Origin of the sequence: Kosakonia oryzae, assembly GCF_001658025.2 — a bacterium.
Lineage (GTDB): Bacteria > Pseudomonadota > Gammaproteobacteria > Enterobacterales > Enterobacteriaceae > Kosakonia > Kosakonia oryzae.
This window is the reverse complement of sequence record NZ_CP014007.2, coordinates 5,062,302-5,080,203: the sequence shown is the minus strand read 5'-3', so window position 1 is coordinate 5,080,203 and position 17,902 is coordinate 5,062,302. Positions and strand designations below refer to the sequence as shown.

At 54.4% G+C, this 17,902-nt stretch carries 17 protein-coding genes; 13 read left to right on the top strand and 4 right to left on the bottom strand.

All coding sequences use genetic code 11. The features are described 5' to 3' along the window. Positions 1-24 precede the first annotated feature (24 nt). The 4 genes from AWR26_RS24070 (at position 25) to ubiA (ending at position 3,973) form a co-directional block, all read left to right on the top strand. Positions 25-1,353: a maltoporin gene (locus AWR26_RS24070; protein WP_043955715.1), complete on the top strand. Its 1,329-nt coding sequence runs from the start codon at positions 25-27 to the stop codon at positions 1,351-1,353. A gap of 111 nt (positions 1,354-1,464) precedes the next feature. Then, on the top strand, positions 1,465-2,412 hold the full coding sequence (gene malM / locus AWR26_RS24065; protein ID WP_064568815.1) for a maltose operon protein MalM: 948 nt from the start codon (positions 1,465-1,467) through the stop codon (positions 2,410-2,412). A gap of 181 nt (positions 2,413-2,593) precedes the next feature. Continuing rightward, on the top strand, positions 2,594-3,091 hold the full coding sequence (gene ubiC, locus AWR26_RS24060; RefSeq protein ID WP_064568814.1) for a chorismate lyase: 498 nt from the start codon (positions 2,594-2,596) through the stop codon (positions 3,089-3,091). Positions 3,092-3,103: 12 nt separating this feature from the next. Then, on the top strand, positions 3,104-3,973 hold the full coding sequence (gene ubiA, locus AWR26_RS24055) for a 4-hydroxybenzoate octaprenyltransferase (RefSeq protein WP_035889711.1): 870 nt from the start codon (positions 3,104-3,106) through the stop codon (positions 3,971-3,973). A gap of 104 nt (positions 3,974-4,077) precedes the next feature. Here the strand turns inward: ubiA and plsB are convergent, their stop codons facing one another. Further along, entirely contained in the window at positions 4,078-6,501 is a 2,424-nt protein-coding gene (gene plsB / locus AWR26_RS24050) for a glycerol-3-phosphate 1-O-acyltransferase PlsB (RefSeq protein WP_064568813.1), read from the bottom strand. A gap of 132 nt (positions 6,502-6,633) precedes the next feature. On the opposite strand from plsB, the gene AWR26_RS24045 reads away from it, so the two are divergent. The 4 genes from AWR26_RS24045 (at position 6,634) to AWR26_RS24030 (ending at position 9,511) form a co-directional block, all read left to right on the top strand. Next, positions 6,634-7,002: a diacylglycerol kinase gene (locus AWR26_RS24045; RefSeq protein WP_064568812.1), complete on the top strand. Its 369-nt coding sequence runs from the start codon at positions 6,634-6,636 to the stop codon at positions 7,000-7,002. Between the two features lie 108 nt (positions 7,003-7,110). Then, a complete protein-coding gene (gene lexA / locus AWR26_RS24040; protein ID WP_007372425.1) occupies positions 7,111-7,725 on the top strand; it encodes a transcriptional repressor LexA in 615 nt (204 codons plus the stop codon). 76 nt (positions 7,726-7,801) lie between these two features. Continuing rightward, positions 7,802-9,136: an MATE family efflux transporter DinF gene (gene dinF, locus AWR26_RS24035; protein ID WP_064568811.1), complete on the top strand. Its 1,335-nt coding sequence runs from the start codon at positions 7,802-7,804 to the stop codon at positions 9,134-9,136. 165 nt (positions 9,137-9,301) lie between these two features. Further along, positions 9,302-9,511, top strand: coding sequence for a CsbD family protein (locus AWR26_RS24030; RefSeq protein WP_007372427.1), 210 nt, complete (start codon positions 9,302-9,304; stop codon positions 9,509-9,511). 108 nt (positions 9,512-9,619) lie between these two features. Here AWR26_RS24030 and zur read toward each other — a convergent pair whose 3' ends face one another. After that, on the bottom strand, positions 9,620-10,135 hold the full coding sequence (gene zur / locus AWR26_RS24025; protein WP_007372428.1) for a zinc uptake transcriptional repressor Zur: 516 nt from the start codon (positions 10,133-10,135) through the stop codon (positions 9,620-9,622). Positions 10,136-10,417: 282 nt separating this feature from the next. On the opposite strand from zur, the gene traF reads away from it, so the two are divergent. After that, the gene (gene traF, locus AWR26_RS24020; RefSeq protein ID WP_064568810.1) at positions 10,418-11,734 is read left to right on the top strand and encodes a conjugal transfer protein TraF; all 1,317 of its coding nucleotides are present in this window, start codon (positions 10,418-10,420) and stop codon (positions 11,732-11,734) included. A 40-nt stretch (positions 11,735-11,774) separates the two neighbouring features. On the opposite strand, the gene ycaC is transcribed toward traF, so the two are convergent. Continuing rightward, positions 11,775-12,398 carry an isochorismate family cysteine hydrolase YcaC gene (gene ycaC / locus AWR26_RS24015; RefSeq protein ID WP_043955702.1) on the bottom strand — a complete coding sequence of 208 codons (624 nt, stop codon included), beginning with the start codon at positions 12,396-12,398 and terminating at the stop codon, positions 11,775-11,777. A 233-nt stretch (positions 12,399-12,631) separates the two neighbouring features. Here ycaC and dusA point away from each other — a divergent pair, with 233 nt between their 5' ends. After that, entirely contained in the window at positions 12,632-13,651 is a 1,020-nt protein-coding gene (gene dusA / locus AWR26_RS24010; protein WP_064568809.1) for a tRNA dihydrouridine(20/20a) synthase DusA, read from the top strand. A gap of 134 nt (positions 13,652-13,785) precedes the next feature. Continuing rightward, complete coding sequence (pspG, locus tag AWR26_RS24005) at positions 13,786-14,028, top strand: envelope stress response protein PspG (RefSeq protein ID WP_043955698.1); 243 nt, start codon at positions 13,786-13,788, stop codon at positions 14,026-14,028. 189 nt (positions 14,029-14,217) lie between these two features. Here pspG and AWR26_RS24000 read toward each other — a convergent pair whose 3' ends face one another. Next, entirely contained in the window at positions 14,218-15,201 is a 984-nt protein-coding gene (locus AWR26_RS24000) for a quinone oxidoreductase (protein ID WP_064568808.1), read from the bottom strand. Positions 15,202-15,260: 59 nt separating this feature from the next. Between AWR26_RS24000 and dnaB the strand changes: the two genes are divergently transcribed. Both dnaB and alr read left to right on the top strand, forming a co-directional pair. Next, complete coding sequence (gene dnaB, locus AWR26_RS23995) at positions 15,261-16,667, top strand: replicative DNA helicase (RefSeq protein ID WP_043955694.1); 1,407 nt, start codon at positions 15,261-15,263, stop codon at positions 16,665-16,667. A gap of 142 nt (positions 16,668-16,809) precedes the next feature. Beyond that, positions 16,810-17,889 carry an alanine racemase gene (alr, locus tag AWR26_RS23990; RefSeq protein WP_064568807.1) on the top strand — a complete coding sequence of 360 codons (1,080 nt, stop codon included), beginning with the start codon at positions 16,810-16,812 and terminating at the stop codon, positions 17,887-17,889. The last annotated feature ends 13 nt before the right edge of the window (positions 17,890-17,902 follow it).

Genomic DNA, 17,902 nt, shown 5'->3' with positions numbered 1-17,902 from the left:
AAAGCAATGATCTCAGGAGATAGAATGATGATTACTCTGCGCAAACTACCCCTGGCTCTCGCCATTACCGCAGGCATTTTGTCTGCGCAGGCGGGCGCCGTCGACTTCAAAGGTTACGCGCGTTCCGGCATCGGCTGGACCGGCAGCGGCGGCGAGCAAAAATGCTTCCAGGCGACCGGTGCAGGTGCTAAATACCGTCTCGGTAACGAATGTGAAACCTACGCAGAATTAAAACTCGGCCAGGAAGTGTGGAAAGAGGGCGATAAGAGCTTCTACTTCGACACGAACGTGGCTTACTCCGTATCACAGCAAAATGACTGGGAAGCCACCAGCCCGGCCTTCCGTGAAGCGAACGTGCAGGGTAAAAACCTGATCGACGCGCTGCCAGGCGCCACCATTTGGGCCGGTAAACGCTTCTACCAGCGTCATGATGTGCACATGATCGACTTCTACTACTGGGATATCTCCGGCCCGGGCGCAGGTCTGGAAAACATCGATCTTGGCTTCGGTAAACTCTCTCTGGCAGCAACCCGTTCTTCTGAAGCGGGCGGTTCTGTCACCTTCAGCAGCCCGGGTGTTTATGACGTGGTTAAAGATACCGCTAACGATGTCTTCGACGTGCGTTTAGCTGGTCTGCAGACTAACCCGGACGGCATGCTGGAACTGGGCTTCGATTACGGTCGTTCAAACAAAACCGACAATTATCGCTATGTGAACAGCGACAATTCGAAAGATGGCTGGATGTTCACTGCTGAACATACTCAGAGCATGCTGAAAGGCTACAACAAGTTTGTTCTGCAGTACGCGACCGATGCCATGACCACGCAGGGTAAAGGTGTTCCGCAAGGGACTTACCAATCCGGCAGCTTTGACGATTTCGTCGGTGGTAACAACGACGGCAAATTGTGGCGCGTGCTGGATCACGGTGCAATCACGCTGAGTGATAAATGGGACCTGATGTATGTCGGTATGTACCAGAAACAGGATCTCGATTCTAAACTCGGCACCGACTGGTGGACCGTGGGCGTTCGTCCAATGTACAAATGGACGCCAATCATGAGCACCCTGCTGGAAGTGGGCTACGACAACGTGAAATCCCAGCAGACTGGCGACAGAAACGGCCAGTACAAAATCACCCTTGCACAGCAATGGCAGGCAGGCGACAGCATCTGGTCTCGTCCGGCAATCCGTATTTTCGCTACCTATGCGAAATGGGATGAAAAATGGGGCTACATCAAAAACGGTGATTCTGTAACGCGCTTCGCTGCTTCGAACGACTCTGGTTTCACCACCACCAGCCGTGGCGACAACGATGAGTGGAGCTTCGGCGCACAGATGGAAATCTGGTGGTAATCCACGCTTAACCTGACGTAATGACCAAAAGAGGGGCGCAAGCCCCTCAACCCTTGGGTCAGCGCGCTATTGCCTGGCGTTCGCTGTTCCCGTGCAGAAAAGGTGATAACAATGAAAATGAAAAAAAGTCTCGTCGCCCTGTGCCTGACCGCCGGTTTACTGGCGGGCGCTCCCGGGGTTAGCTTCGCTGATGTCAATTTTGTCCCGCAAAACACCACTGCCGCGCCGTCAATTCCGGCATCGGCATTACAGCAACTGACCTGGACGCCGGTCGATCAATCGAAAACACAGTCCACGCAACTGTCAACCGGCGGTCAACGCCTCGATGTGCCAGGTATTAGCGGCCCGGTTGCGGCGTGGAGCGTACCGGCGAATATCGGCGAATTGACGCTGACGTTAACCAGCGAAGTGGATAAGCAAACCAGCGTATTTGCGCCGAACGTGCTGATTCTTGATCAGAACATGACGCCTTCAGCCTATTTCCCCAGCGAATACTTTACCTACCAGGAACCCGGTGTGATGAGCGCCGATCGCCTGGAAGGGGTGATGCGCCTAACGCCGGCGCTGGGACAACAAAAAATCTATGTGCTGGTCTTTACTACAAACAACGACTTACAACGCACCACAAAATTAATCGATCCGGCAAAAGCCTATGCCAAAGGCACCGGCAATGCGGTACCGGATATTCCTGATCCGATCGCGAAGCACGGCACTGACGGGAAACTGACGCTGAAAGTGAAAAACAGCAGCGGTTCCAGCGTGCTGGTCGGCCCGCTGTTTGGCTCTTCCGGCCCAAGCCCGGTCACCGTGGGTAACACTGCAGCGCCGGTCTACAGTGCACAACCTGCGCTGGTAGCGGCTCCGGCTGCTGCGCCTGCGCCAGCCGCGAAAAGCGAGCCAATGCTGAATGATACGGAGAGTTATTTCAATCAGGCCATCAAACAGGCTGCTGCCAAAGGCGATATTGATAAGGCACTGAAATTATTGAATGAAGCTGAACGCCTCGGGTCGAAAACCGCCCGTGCCACTTTTATCAGCAGTGTAAAAGGCAAGGGGTAACCCATCCCCGCACTGCCGATATTTTGCAGTAACTGGTGCGTCGCCTGGCGCACCCTTTTTCCGGCGCAGATGCGCGCTGTTGCGCATCTGTTGCGCTGATGAAAACCGTTTGAAGTTTCCCCGCACGAGCCTGCCTGTTCTGCGATACACTATTGCTACGTTATGTACCGGAGAGTAAGGCATGTCACACCCTGCGCTTACGCAATTGCGTGCGCTGCGCTATGTAGACGCAATACCCGAACTGGAACCGCAACTGCTGGACTGGCTGTTGCTGGAAGATTCCATGACCAAACGTTTTGAGCAGCAAGGTAAAAAAGTCAGCGTCACATTGATTCAGGAAGGCTTTGTCACGGCGGATGAGATTGCGCCTGAACGTGCGCATTTACCGGAAGAGGCACGTTACTGGTTACGGGAGATCATCCTTTGCGCAGATGGCGACCCCTGGCTTGCCGGGCGCACCGTCGTGCCGGAATCAACCCTGAGCGGCCCGGAAATGGCGTTGCAACGGCTGGGCAATACGCCGCTTGGGCGATATCTCTTTACCTCTTCAACGCTTACGCGTGATTTTATTGATATTGGCCGTTATGAGCAGCTGTGGGGACGGCGTTCCCGCCTGCGTCTGGGGGGGAAACCCTTGATGCTTACAGAACTGTTTTTGCCTGCGTCACCGCTGTACTAAGAGGAAAATAGAATGGAGTGGAGTCTCACGCAGACTAAGTTGTTAGCCTTTCACAGGCTTATGCGTACGGACAAACCGATTGGCGCGTTGCTGCTGCTGTGGCCAACGCTGTGGGCGTTATGGGTGGCAACGCCTGGCGTGCCGCCGCTGTGGATTTTACTGGTGTTTGTTGCGGGCGTCTGGCTGATGCGCGCGGCGGGCTGCGTGGTGAATGATTACGCGGATCGCAAATTCGACGGGCATGTTAAACGCACGGCGAACCGACCGCTGCCCAGCGGCGCGGTCACGGAAAATGAAGCGCGGGTGCTGTTTGTTGTTCTGGTGCTGCTGGCCTTTGCGCTGGTGCTGACGCTGAATATGATGACCATCCTGCTGTCGGTGGCGGCGCTGGCGCTGGCGTGGGTTTATCCATTTATGAAGCGCTACACGCATCTGCCGCAGGTGGTGCTCGGCGCGGCATTTGGCTGGTCAATTCCGATGGCGTTTGCTGCCGTCAGTGAATCTGTGCCGCTAAGCTGCTGGACTATGTTTTTCGCCAATATTCTGTGGGCGGTGGCTTACGATACCCAGTACGCCATGGTTGATCGCGATGATGATGTGAAGATTGGCATCAAATCGACGGCGATTTTGTTTGGTCGTTACGACAAGCTGATTATCGGTATTTTGCAAGTTGCCGTGCTGGCACTGATGGCGTCTATTGGCTGGCTGAACGGGCTGGGCTGGGCGTATTACGCTGCGGTACTGGTGGCGGGCGTGCTGTTTGTTTATCAACAGATCTTGATTGCGGGACGCGAACGCGATGCCTGTTTTAAAGCGTTTATGAACAACAACTACGTGGGGCTGGTGCTGTTTTTAGGGCTGGCTTTTAGTTACCTGCACTGAATCTAAAAACTGCCGGATGCGGCTGCATGTTATCCGGCCTGCGAGGTTATCTCATCCCACAGGCCGGATAAGCGCAAGCGACATCCGGCGGCGACTTTCCTGGCTTACACTTCCGCTTGCGTCGCGCTTTCAATCGTCAGACGCACATCCGACGTTATCAAGTCTGCCAGCATCTGGTAAACGCCCAGCGTCCGCGTCGGGTCTGCATCGCCGCTGTCGCTGATATACCCTTCATCACGCAGCGTTAACACCAGCGTGGAGAATACCGCTTTGTCGAAGAATTCCGGCGCGTTGATGCCGTGCAACACCGACAGACGTTGCGCCAGCGTGCGGCTCTCTTTTTCCAGCGTGCTGCGGTTCATTGACGGTGTGTTGCCAAGCAGCCAGAAGGTGATGGCATAGCGCTGTAACGTCTCGCGCGCGCCGGCGGCCAGCAGTTGCAGCGTCCGCGAGTGGGCCGGATTGATGCTCAGGCGATCGTCTTTGACGGTAATTAAGCCCTGGCGCAGCAGTTCTTGCGTCAGGTTTTCCAGCACTTCCGCCAGCTCGGCTTTTTCCCAGCGCAGGAACAGCTCGGCTTTCAGCAGCGGATAGAGCAGCTCAACGTGGCGCAGAATATCGCTGCGGGAGATGGCGCGATGCTGGGTCACGATCGCCGCCATCAGCGACGGCAGCATCAGCATGTGGGCAATGTTGTTGCGGTAATAGGTCATCAATACTGCCTGCTCACGAGGCAGAATAATGATATCGCCGATGGTGTCTTTCTCGACTTCGAACTTGTTCATCTGCAACGCGTGGTCGATAAGCGCGTCGGCGCTGGCGGCAGGCGTTGTTGAATCCGGCGAGTAAGGCACATTGCGCATCAGTTCGAGGTAGCAACTGAGTTGTTCGGTTAACTGCTCACGCGTCAACGAACGCTGGCGCGAAGCCAGCAGCGCCGTACAGCACAGGTTCATGGCGTTAGCCGCACCGGCATTGTTAATGCGAACCATCAAATCGGCGGCAATGTTATTCACCGTCGGCGTCAGCCATGCCGGGCGAATCGCTTCGATGGGATCGATAGACTCGCGCCAATCCGGAACGTGGTGGTTCAGGTAGTTCATCAGCGGAATGGGTTCACCGAAGTTCACATAACCTTGCCCCAGGTTACGCAGCTTGCTCAGCCCGCGCACCATCTGCAGCAGGCTCTCTTTCTCTTTGGTAGCGCCGCGCAGCTCTTTCGCATAGGTACCCACCTCCATCACATGCTCATAACCGATATAGATCGGCACCAGCGTGATAGGGCGCGTACCGCCGCGCAGCATCGCCTGGATGGTCATCGACAGCGTACCGGTTTTCGGATCCAGCAAACGCCCGGTACGTGAACGACCGCCCTCGACGAAATACTCGACCGAATAACCGCGGCTGAACAGCTCGCCCAGATATTCGCGGAATACGGTGGAGTAGAGTTTGTTGCCTTTAAAGGTACGGCGAATGAAGAAGGCACCCAAGCGGCGGAAAATCGGCCCGGCGGGCCAGAAGTTCAGGTTGATGCCTGCGGCGATGTGCGGCGGCACCAACCCCTGGTGATAGAGCACATACGAGAGCAGCAGATAGTCCATATGGCTGCGGTGGCAGGGCACATAGACAATCTCGTGGCCGTCGTGCGCAAGCTGGCGCACGCGTTCGGCGTTGTGTACGTTGATCCCCTGATAGAGACGGTTCCAGGTAAAGCCGAGGATACGGTCGGTCAGACGGATCATTTCGTACGAGAAGTTGGCGGCAATCTCTTCCATTAGCGCGATAGCGTTTTGCTGCGCTTTGTCGTGAGAGATTTTTTTGCTGCGTGCTTCGTCTTCGACCGCACGGGCAATCGCTTTGGAAGAGAGCAGCTTATTGAACAGATCCTGACGCGCCGGCAGACGCGGCCCTACGGCGGCCAGGCGCTGTCGCGCGAAGTGCATACGCGCCACGCGCGCCAGTTTCTGCGCGATAATTTTATCGGTGCCGTGCTCGGTCGCCATGCGGCGCAGGGAGACGGGCGGCGAGAAGCGCACAAAGCTATCGCGGCCAAGCCAGGAGATAGCGAAGAATTTCTGGATACCGTTCAGCATGCGCAGCGGCGGATTAATCTCGCCTTTCTCACGCCCTGGAGAGCGGCCAAACATTACCGATACCGGCACCATTTGCACATCCAGATCCGGATGGCTGCGGTGTAAATCCAGGTAGTCGTGGAACAGTTTGATGGACTCTTCTTTCGGCGTGTAATAAGTAAACACGCGCGGACCGCCATGAATGAACACGAAACGCGGTAGCAGTACGCCGTCGATTTCCAGGGGTTCCAGCGGATCGGGCAGTTCGTGCGCCAGACACTGAGCACGCAACGTCATCAAATCTGCCTTAGAGTTATAAGGCAGCACGTACATAATAGGACGTGAAGTATCGAGACCCAGTTCCTGTGCAGGTTCTGCAGGTATCGATTTACTCTTTACCAGTACACTTAATGGTAAATTCAGTAATTTGTAGTAAATTCGTGGCCAACCGGACATAAAAGATGAAAAGCCTCTGGTTAATAATAGTGCCATTGCGCCGCAAGAATATCAGAAAGCGCATGTAATTTCTGTTGTACCTCAGTACGCTGATGTAGACATTGACGTTTATTACATAAAAAGGTTCTTTTCATGGCCAATAATACCACCGGAATTACCCGAATCATTAAAGCAGCAGGTTACTCATGGAAGGGCGTTCGCGCTGCATGGATCAATGAAGCCGCCTTCCGCCAGGAACTGTTAGCCGTTGTTTTAGCTATCATTATTGCTTGCTGGCTGGACATTGACACGGTCACACGGGTATTGCTGATTAGCTCGGTGTCGCTAGTAATGATTGTTGAAATCCTAAATAGTGCAATTGAAGCTGTCGTAGACCGAATTGGTACTGAATTTCACGAACTTTCCGGTCGGGCGAAGGATATGGGCTCGGCGGCAGTGCTGATGTCGATCCTGCTGGCGCTGTTTACCTGGATCTCGCTTCTCTGGGCGCATTTTCGATAACGCTTCCAGAAATCGATAACACCCTGGTTTTTTGCTTAAATTTGGTTCCAAAATCGCCTTTGACTGTATATACTCACAGCATAACTGTATATACACCCAGGGGGCGGGATGAAAGCATTAACGGCCAGGCAGCAAGAGGTGTTCGATCTCATCCGCGATCGGATCACCCAAACCGGTATGCCACCAACGCGTGCGGAAATCGCACAGCAATTGGGGTTCCGTTCCCCAAATGCGGCTGAAGAACACCTGAAAGCGCTTGCGCGCAAAGGGGTTATCGAAATCGTCTCCGGCGCATCGCGTGGTCTGCGTCTGCTGCTGGAAGAAGAAGAGGATATCGGTTTACCGCTGATTGGCCGCGTTGCTGCGGGTGAACCGCTGCTGGCGCAACAGCATATCGAGGGTCACTATCAGGTCGATCCCGATCTCTTCAAACCTCATGCGGATTTCCTGCTGCGCGTCAGCGGTATGTCGATGAAAGACATCGGTATTATGGACGGCGACCTGCTCGCAGTGCATAAAACGCAGGATGTGCGTAATGGCCAGGTGGTCGTCGCACGTATTGATGATGAAGTTACCGTGAAGCGTCTGAAAAAACAGGGTAACACCGTCGAACTGCTGCCGGAAAACAGCGAGTTTTCCCCGATCGTCGTCGATCTGCGCGATCAAAACTTCACCATTGAAGGGCTGGCGGTTGGCGTCATCCGGAATGGTACCTGGCTCTAACGCCTGTTCTTTCCGCAGCGACACATAACAACGTGGCGCTGCGTAATACAATTTTCCCCGTTGATTCGACATTGCCATGCCGTTGCTGAACGCATCTGACAGAGCACTGTGGCGGCTTGCGCTGCCCATGATCTTCTCCAATATCACTGTTCCGTTACTGGGGCTGGTGGATACCGCCGTGGTCGGGCACCTGGATAGCCCTGTTTACCTCGGTGGGGTGGCGATCGGCGCAACGGCAACCAGCTTTTTGTTTATGCTGCTGCTGTTTTTGCGGATGAGCACAACCGGTCTTACGGCACAGGCGTTTGGCGCAAAAAACGCACCTGCGCTGGCGCGCGCGCTGGTACAACCGCTGTTACTGGCGTTGTTGGCAGGTATGTTAATTATGCTGCTGCGTACGCCGCTCATCGATCTGGCGCTGCACATCACCGGCGGGAGCGAAGCTGTACTGGAACAAGCGCGGCGCTTTCTCAATATTCGCTGGCTGAGTGCGCCAGCGTCGTTGGGAAATCTGGTGTTGCTCGGCTGGTTGCTGGGCGTGCAGTATGCCCGTGCTCCGGTGATCCTGCTGGTGGTGGGGAATCTTCTCAACATTGTGCTCGACCTGTGGCTGGTGATGGGTCTGCACATGAATGTGCAGGGAGCCGCGCTCGCCACCGTTGTGGCTGAGTATGCGACGTTCGCCATCGGCCTGCTGATGGTGCACCGCGTGTTGGTGATGCGCGGCGTCCCCCTGTCTGTGCTTAAAAATGCCTGGCGCGGCGGTATGCGGCGCTTATTAGCGCTTAACCGCGATATCATGCTGCGCTCACTGCTTTTGCAGCTCTGCTTTGGCTCAATCACCGTACTGGGCGCGCGTCTTGGCGGCGAGACGGTCGCGGCGAACGCGGTGCTAATGATGTTTCTCACCTTTACCGCGTACGCGCTGGATGGTTTTGCCTATGCGGTCGAAGCGCATTCCGGGCAAGCCTACGGTGCGCGCGATGGCAGCCAATTGATGGAAGTCTGGCGAGCTGCGTGCCGCCAGGCCGGGCTGGTGGCGCTGTTCTTTGCGGCGATTTATGCGCTGGCAGGCGACAACATTATTGCCTTGCTGACTTCACTTCCTGCTCTGCAGACGCTCGCCGGGCATTACCTGTTCTGGCAGGTAATTCTGCCGCTGGTGGGCGTGTGGTGCTACTTGCTGGATGGCATGTTTGTCGGTGCCACGCGCGCTGCGGAGATGCGTAACAGTATGGCGATTGCCGCTGCCGGGTTCGCTGTCACGCTGCTGACGGTCCCGGTGCTGGGCAATCACGGTTTATGGCTGGCGCTGACCGTCTTTCTCGCCCTGCGCGGGCTTACGCTTGCCTGGCTGTGGCGTCGCCACTGGCGTAACGGCAGCTGGTTTTCCGACGCGAATCCTTCCTGATACTGCCAGGCTTTTTGCCGGTTTCCTCGTCTCGCTTATGCTGTTTTTAACTATCGTGGTGGTTAAAGATTCCGAATAAAAATCGATTGCCGGAATCCTTAACTACAATAATCAGTACGTTCAGCAGAACGATTACCTATTTAACCGAACGATAAGGAGTCAACGATGAATAAAGACGAAGTCGGCGGTAACTGGAAACAGTTCAAAGGCACTGTTAAAGAAAAATGGGGCAAACTGACCGATGATGATATGACCATCATCGAAGGTAAACGTGACCAGTTGGTGGGTAAAATCCAGGAACGTTACGGTTATGCCAAAGATCAGGCGGAGAAAGAAGTTACAGATTGGGAAACGCGTAACGACTACCGCTGGTAGCCTGCACATCCCCTCAATGTGCTAACCCTCTACAGGCTACTCTGCCCGAAGGTACAAGGATGTACCACCCCTCCAGCTGTTTTATTTACCGTTTCGTTCAAACAAAGATTAACGTGGCTTTTTCTTCACCTGAACGGTGTGGTCATGGTGGCAATGGTCGTGATGACGGCAGGACTCCACTTCGACACAGTCTGCACATAAGCCGTGAGCTTCAATCACATTATGCCGCAGAGCAAAGCCCATCTTTGCCGCCAGCGCATGCATAATATCTTCCACGCCTTCCGCCTGCTCTTCCTTTACCGAACCGCAGCGATCGCAAATAAACATTGCGGACGTGTGCGTCGGCTGGTCAAAAAGATGGCATAACACGTAGCTGTTTGTTGATTCGACTTTATGTACGAACCCTTGTTCCAGCAGGAAATCAAGAGCGCGGTACACCGTCGGCGGCTTGGCCTGCGGTTCGCTTTCACGCAGCAGATCGAGCAGATCGTACGCGCTGATGGCGCTTTGTTGCAGGCTGAGTAATCTCAACACTTCAAGACGCTGAGGAGTCAGGCGCACATTGCGCTGCACGCACAGCTTTTCAGCCTGCGCTAACATCTCTTGCGAAGTGGTCTTATCCATAGGCGCTCTCCGGGTGGGGAAATACAAGCCATACACTTTACCATGTCCTGCCGAAAACGCCGAGATCGTGGCCAGTAATCTCCATTTCACTGGATCGCTTCCCGAAATGGATTCCTTCATCTATAAATAGTGATAAGCGTCACTTAAAACAATAATATCCGGGTACTTACGGGTATTCCGGCAATTTAGCTTCTTTTTCTTACGTTATTCACAGCAATAGTGCATTCCTGTTTGTGCGAATACTTACAGGCTTAAAACTCATCTGGCTACGAGACGCATACTGTGGAAAAAAAACGTAAACTTTCGCTGGTCGCGATCGCTGTCTCCTTTTTTGTGTCAAATCAGGCAGGGGCAGCCAATACCTGGGCAGAAGCACGTAATGATGCAATGGGGGGAACGGGCGTTGCATCTGCGAACTATGGCAGCGGGCCATTAATTAACCCGGCACTGTTAGCAAAAGCAAAACCCGATGATGATATTACCGTCATCCTGCCGAGCGTACAGGCGCAAATTAGCGACAAAGATAATCTGCGCGACGAGATCGACAACATCAATGACAAAATCGATGGCTACAAAGATGTTGTCGATAACCTCACCGCTGCGGAAATTATTGCTAATCCGCTCGGTACGGTAAGGCAATTTCAGGGCGCCGCAGGCGATTTGGCGAATGAGCTGGAGTTTCTGAGAGGGAAAACAGCGCAGGCCAAAGCCGCCGCCGGTATCGCGGTAAGCATTCCCAACGATGTCCTTTCCGTGGCGTTTGTGACGAAAGCTTACGCCCATGCGCGTGTCACGTCGGCAATCGATCAGCAGGATATTGACTACCTGCGTAGTATTGAGAACAGCACCGCCGTCGCCGCCGGTGAAGCGCTAAAGGCGGTGGTATCACCGGATGGCAGCGACGAAATCACCAAAAACCTCAACTCAACCGCTTCAGGCCGTGCGGCTATCGTCTCGGATTACGGCATTGCGATGGCCCGCCAGTTTGATGTCGGTGGCGTACCGTTATCCGTTGGCGTGACGCCAAAATTACAGAAAACCTGGGTTTACAACTACACAGCCTCGATTTATGACTACAAAAGTAGCGACTGGAACAGCAGCCGCTACCGTACCGACGATACCGGCTTCAACGTGGATGTCGGCCTGGCTGCGGATTTCGGCGAGAACGTGACAGTCGGTTTGACCGGTACAAACTTGATCTCCCGTGACATTGATACCAAAGACATTCGTATCCGCAACGGCAGAACGGGCGATGTGGTGAGCTACAAAGATACTTACCAGATTAGCCCGGTCGTGACGGCGGGGGCGGCATGGCATAACGATCTGCTGACGCTGAGCGCCGACGGTGATTTAACCGAGACTAAAGGCTTTAAGAGCGAGAAAAATTCCCAGTATGTTGGCGTGGGTGCGGAAGTGCGTCCGCTGAGCTGGCTGGCCGTGCGTGCGGGTTACCGCGCGGATGTGAAAGGGGATGATAAAAATGTCTTTACCGGCGGTGTTGGATTTGCGCCATTTAACCGCGTACATATCGATTTGATGGGCCTGGTTGGCGAAGATGAAACCTGGGGGGCCGGGGCGCAACTTAGCGTGACTTTCTGATGAGTAACCGGAGGCTTTGCGCCTCCGGTTTTATCGGCACTTATTGGCCGGTGAGTTTGTTATAGCTGGTCATCAGGTTACGGTAATCAGGAATATGGTTGGAGAGCAATGTTGCCAGACCTTCCATATCATTGCGCCAGTCACGTTGTAATTCGCAAGCTGCGCCGAACCATGTCATCAGCTGTACGCCTGCCTGGGTCATCCGATCCCATGCAGCATAACGAGTAATTTCATTGAATGTTCCTGAAGCGTCGGTAATAACAAACACTTCATACCCTGCTTCAATCGCGGATAACGCCGGGAAAGCAACGCAGACTTCTGTCACCACTCCGGCAATAATCAGCTGCTTTTTCCCTGTTGCTTTGACGGCATTAACAAAATCTTCGTTATCCCAGGCATTGATATTACCCGGTCGGGCAATATAGGGCGCATCCGGGAATAGCTCTTTCAGTTCTGGAACCAGCGGGCCATTCGGTCCGGTTTCAAAGCTTGTCGTTAAAATAGTTGGCAACTTGAAAAATTTGGCCAGATCGCCCAGTGCCAGGACATTGTTTTTGAATTTATCAGGATCGATATCTCTTACCAGCGATAACAAACCCGCCTGATGATCGACTAACAAAACGGCTGCATCAGTTGTATCGAGACGAACATATGGTGTAGGCATAATTACTCCCTGTTTCGGTGGATAGGAGTTCACTGCTGCTGGGTGGGACTCCGTTTGCGTAAAAAAATATAGGTAGGGAGCCCCGCATCAACAAGTGAAGGGAGGTCTTTTCAGGCGTTTCACAATTATTGTGATACAATTGGAAACCTCATTGATTTATTGTTTTTGCTCACCGGCGGAATAGCGGTGAGTGCCCCCTCTTTTTTTGAAAATCAAAGCACGGTAATTCTGAAATGACTAACGGCAGCCAAGCCAGCGTAATGCCTGTAAATTCTGACAATCACTGGTATGGGCGGTTCAGCGTCGCACCGATGCTCGACTGGACGGACAGGCATTGTCGTTACTTCCTGCGCTTGCTGTCGCGCCAGACACTGCTTTACACCGAAATGGTGACCACGGGTGCCATTATTCATGGCAAAGGTGACTATCTGGCATACAGCGAGGAAGAACACCCGGTGGCGTTGCAACTGGGCGGCAGCGATCCGGCGCAGCTTGCGCACTGTGCGAAGCTTGCGCAAGTGCGCGGTTACGATGAGATCAACCTTAACGTTGGTTGTCCGTCAGATCGCGTGCAGAACGGGCGTTTTGGTGCCTGCCTGATGGGCGAAGCGCAACTGGTGGCGGACTGCGTGAAAGCGATGCGCGACGTGGTTTCTATTCCGGTGACGGTAAAAACCCGTATTGGCATCGACGATCAGGATAGCTACGAATTCCTCTGCGATTTTATTGGTACTGTAGCCGGTAAAGGCGAGTGTGAAAGCTTCACCATTCATGCCCGTAAAGCCTGGCTCTCTGGCCTGAGTCCAAAAGAGAACCGCGAGATCCCGCCGCTGGATTACCCGCGCGTCTATCAACTTAAACGCGATTTCCCGCACCTGAAGATGGCGATCAATGGCGGCATAAAATCGCTGGAAGAAGCCAAAGCCCATTTGCAGCATATGGATGGGGTTATGGTCGGGCGCGAAGCCTATCAGAATCCGGGAATTCTGGCCGCTGTCGATCGGGAGATTTACGGTGCTGATGTTGTGGATGCCGATCCTGTCGCCGTGGTTCGCGCAATGTATCCCTACATTGAACGCGAATTGAGCCAGGGCGCTTATCTTGGTCATATCACGCGTCATATGCTCGGATTATTCCAGGGGGTGCCGGGCGCGCGTCAGTGGCGCCGTTATCTGAGTGAAAATGCGCACAAAGCGGGCGCTGATATCGCGGTAGTGGAGCACGCGCTAAACCTGGTAGCGTCGAAGCGTTAAAATTTCACTAAAAGATGGTCAAATTCACTAAGCCCTGCACAGCGTTGCAGGGTTTTTTTATTGTAAAATCAAAAGATTATTTTTGGCATGCTTCTTGTAATGCAAAAGGTATTAGTGATTCCCAGGAGAAGATCATGCTGGAACTACTGTTTATTATTGGCTTTTTTGTCATGTTGCTGGTGACCGGCGTTTCGCTGCTCGGCATTATCGCCGCGCTGCTGGTTGCCACCGCAGTCATGTTTTTGGGCGGCCTTTTTGCTTTGATGATCAAGCTGTTGCCCTGGCTGCTGCTGGCTGTGGCGGTAGTCTGGGTGATTCGTACCATCAAAGAGCCGAAGGTTCCACGTTATCAACGCAATAACCGCTGGCGTTACTAAAGTATTGAGTGGTTCGTCACAACCCTGAGACATTTCCAGCAGCATTGCTTAGAACCGAATAGGATTTAGATATTAAATCTGTCACTATCGCGGCGTTAACGAATTCATCGCGCTGTACCCTACAATGCAGCCGAACTAAAAAAAGAAAGGGCTTCCTGCGGGAAGCCCTAATTCTTTCTGAGTCTTACCTCACGGGATCAGCAGGCTTGAGCCTTGCGTGGCCCGGCTCTCCAGCGCTTCATGCGCCCGTTGCGCATCTTTCAGCGCGAACTTCTGGTTGTCGGCCACATCCACTTTAATCACCCCGCTGGCGATCAGCGAGAACAGCTCATTGCTGGCTTCCTGTAGCTCTTCGCGGGTGGTGATGTAGCCGTTCAGGGAAGGGCGGGTAGCATAAAGGGAGCCCTTCTGGTTGAGAATACCCAGGTTCACGCCGGTGACCGGCCCGGAGGAGTTGCCGAAGCTGACCATCAACCCACGACGATGCAGGCAGTCGAGGGAAATTTCCCAGGTATCTTTACCCACCGAGTCATATACCACACTGACCCTTTTCCCGTCGGTCAGCGCTTTAACACGTTCAACCACATTCTCTTCGCTGTAGTTGATCACCTGCCAGGCGCCGGCTTGCAGTGCACGCTGCGCTTTTTGCGCCGAACCTACGGTGCCGATAAGCTTCGCGCCCAGCGCTTTCGCCCACTGACAGGCAATCAGCCCGACACCGCCCGCCGCTGCGTGGAATAAAAAGATCTCATTGGGTTTGATGTCATAGGTTTTGCGCAGCAGGTAGAACACCGTTAGCCCCTTCAGGAACGAGGCGGCGGCTTGTTCAAAGGAGATGGCGTTTGGCAGGACGGCCACTTTGTCTGCCAGAACGTTATGCACCGAACTGTACGCGCCGAGCCCGGATTGCGCATACACCACGCGATCGCCGACCTTAATATGCGTGACATTACTGCCGACTTTACTCACCACACCTGCGGCTTCGGTGCCCAGCCCGCTTGGCAACGCGGGAGGCGGGTATAAGCCGCTGCGAATGTAGGTGTCGATGTAGTTGATGCCAATGGCTTTATTTTCCACCTGCACCTCGTTTTCCGCCGGAGCTGCGGGGGTAAATTCCACCGCGCTGAGCACGTCGGGGCCGCCATGCTTGTGAAATTCTATTCGTGTCGCCATGCTTCCTCCTGATGTGATAATCTTTCGAACCATTCATAACCCGGATAGCTCCATTCACTATGGCAGGAAATAAACCCTTCAACAAACAGACTGAAACCCCTGACAGACAGGTCGAGGGGATGAAAGTGCCTCCACATTCCATCGAAGCGGAGCAGTCGGTGTTGGGCGGTTTAATGCTGGATAATGAGCGCTGGGACGACGTCGCCGAGCGCGTCGTAGCCGAAGACTTTTATACCCGTCCGCACCGCCATATTTTTACCGAGATGCATCGCTTGCAGGAGATGGGGAAACCTATCGACCTGATCACTCTGGCGGAATCGCTGGAACTGCAAGGGCAGCTGGATATTGTCGGGGGCTTTGCCTATCTGGCTGAGCTATCGAAAAATACTCCAAGTGCGGCGAACATCAGCGCTTATGCCGATATCGTGCGTGAACGTGCTGTCGTTCGCGAGATGATCGCGGTAGCCAATGAAATCGCTAACGCCGGTTTCGATCCGCAGGGGCGCACCAGCGAAGATCTGCTCGACCTGGCAGAATCGCGGGTATTTAAGATTGCCGAAAGCCGCGCCAATAAAGACGAAGGCCCAAAAAATATCGCCGATGTGCTTGAGGCAACCGTTTCGCGCATCGAGCAGCTTTTCCAGCAGCCGCATGATGGCGTCACGGGCGTAAACACTGGCTATGAAGATCTCAATAAAAAGACGGCCGGTTTGCAGCCGTCGGATCTGATTATTGTTGCCGCCCGTCCATCGATGGGTAAAACAACATTTGCCATGAATCTCGTCGAAAATGCGGCGATGTTGCAGGATAAACCGGTTCTTATCTTCAGTCTGGAGATGCCATCAGAACAGATTATGATGCGTTCTCTGGCGTCGCTGTCGCGCGTGGATCAGACGCGCATCCGTACCGGCCAGCTTGACGATGAAGACTGGGCGCGCATCTCCGGCACCATGGGGATCCTGCTGGAAAAACGCAATATCTACATTGATGACTCTTCCGGCCTGACACCGACGGAAGTGCGTTCACGCGCGCGGCGTATTGCCCGCGAGCACGGCGGGATAGGCCTGATTATGATCGACTACCTTCAGTTGATGCGCGTGCCGTCGCTTTCCGACAACCGTACGCTGGAGATCGCCGAAATCTCCCGCTCGCTGAAAGCGCTGGCGAAAGAGTTGCACGTGCCGGTGGTGGCGCTGTCGCAGCTTAACCGCTCTCTGGAACAGCGCGCCGATAAACGCCCGGTCAACTCCGACCTGCGTGAATCCGGTTCTATCGAGCAGGACGCCGACTTAATCATGTTTATCTATCGTGACGAGGTTTATCACGAAAACAGCGATTTAAAAGGCATTGCAGAAATCATTATTGGTAAGCAGCGTAACGGGCCGATCGGTACGGTACGTCTGACCTTTAACGGGCAGTGGTCACGTTTTGATAATTATGCCGGGCCACAATACGACGATGAATAAATTTTCGTCATCCTTCGCGCCGCAGGAGCGTTGACGGCGCCCGCCCACCCCGGGCACCAGGTTTACTAAGGCCTGGGGATTCCCGGGCTCGTCGCCTTCCTGCAACACGAATGATTCAGAAAATTGTTTTTTGAGGAAAAACATGCAAGCGGCAACCGTAGTAGTTAACCGCCGCGCTCTGCGACACAATCTGCAACGTCTGCGCGAGCTGGCTCCCGCCAGCCGACTGGTTGCAGTCGTGAAAGCGAACGCCTATGGACACGGTCTCGTAGAGACCGCGCGAACGCTCCCCGATGCCGACGCTTTTGGCGTTGCCCGTCTCGAAGAAGCCCTGCAACTGCGCGCAGGGGGAATCACACAACCGATCCTGTTGCTGGAAGGTTTTTTCGCCGCCAGCGATTTGCCCGTGCTGGCAGAACAGCAACTCGAAACGGTGATCCATAGCCCCTGGCAACTGGAGGCGCTGGAAACGGCCACGCTGCCTGCGCCGGTCACGGTGTGGATGAAACTGGATACTGGCATGCATCGTCTTGGCGTGCATCCTCATGAAGCTGAGGCGTTTTACGCGCGTCTCTCCGGCTGCAAAAACGTCCGCCAGCCGGTGAACTTCGCCAGCCACTTTGCCCGCGCCGATGAACCGGAGTGCGGCGTAACGGAACGCCAGTTGGATATTTTTACCACCTTTACCGAAGGTAAACCGGGCCTGCGTTCGATTGCCGCTTCTGGCGGCACTTTGCTGTGGCCGCAGTCGCACTTTGATGCCGTGCGCCCCGGCATCATTCTCTATGGTGTTTCGCCGCTGGAGAACAGACCGTGGGGAGCGGATTTCGGCTTTCAGCCGGTGATGACGCTGACTTCCACGCTGATTGCCGTGCGCGACCACAAATCAGGAGACGCGGTCGGTTACGGCGGTACCTGGGAAAGCGCGCGCGACACCTGCTTAGGTGTGGTGGCGATGGGATATGGTGACGGTTATCCGCGCGCTGCGCCTTCCGGCACGCCCGTGCTGGTCAACGGACGCGAAGTGCCGATCGTTGGCCGCGTGGCAATGGACATGATTTGTATCGATCTCGGCCCGGATGCGCGTGAGCGCGTCGGTGATAGCGTGGTGCTGTGGGGCGAAGGTTTGCCCGTCGAACGTATCGCTGCCATCACCAAAGTGAGTGCTTACGAACTTATAACGCGCCTGACCGCCAGGGCGTCACTGAAGTACCTCGACTAAACGTTTTGCGCTT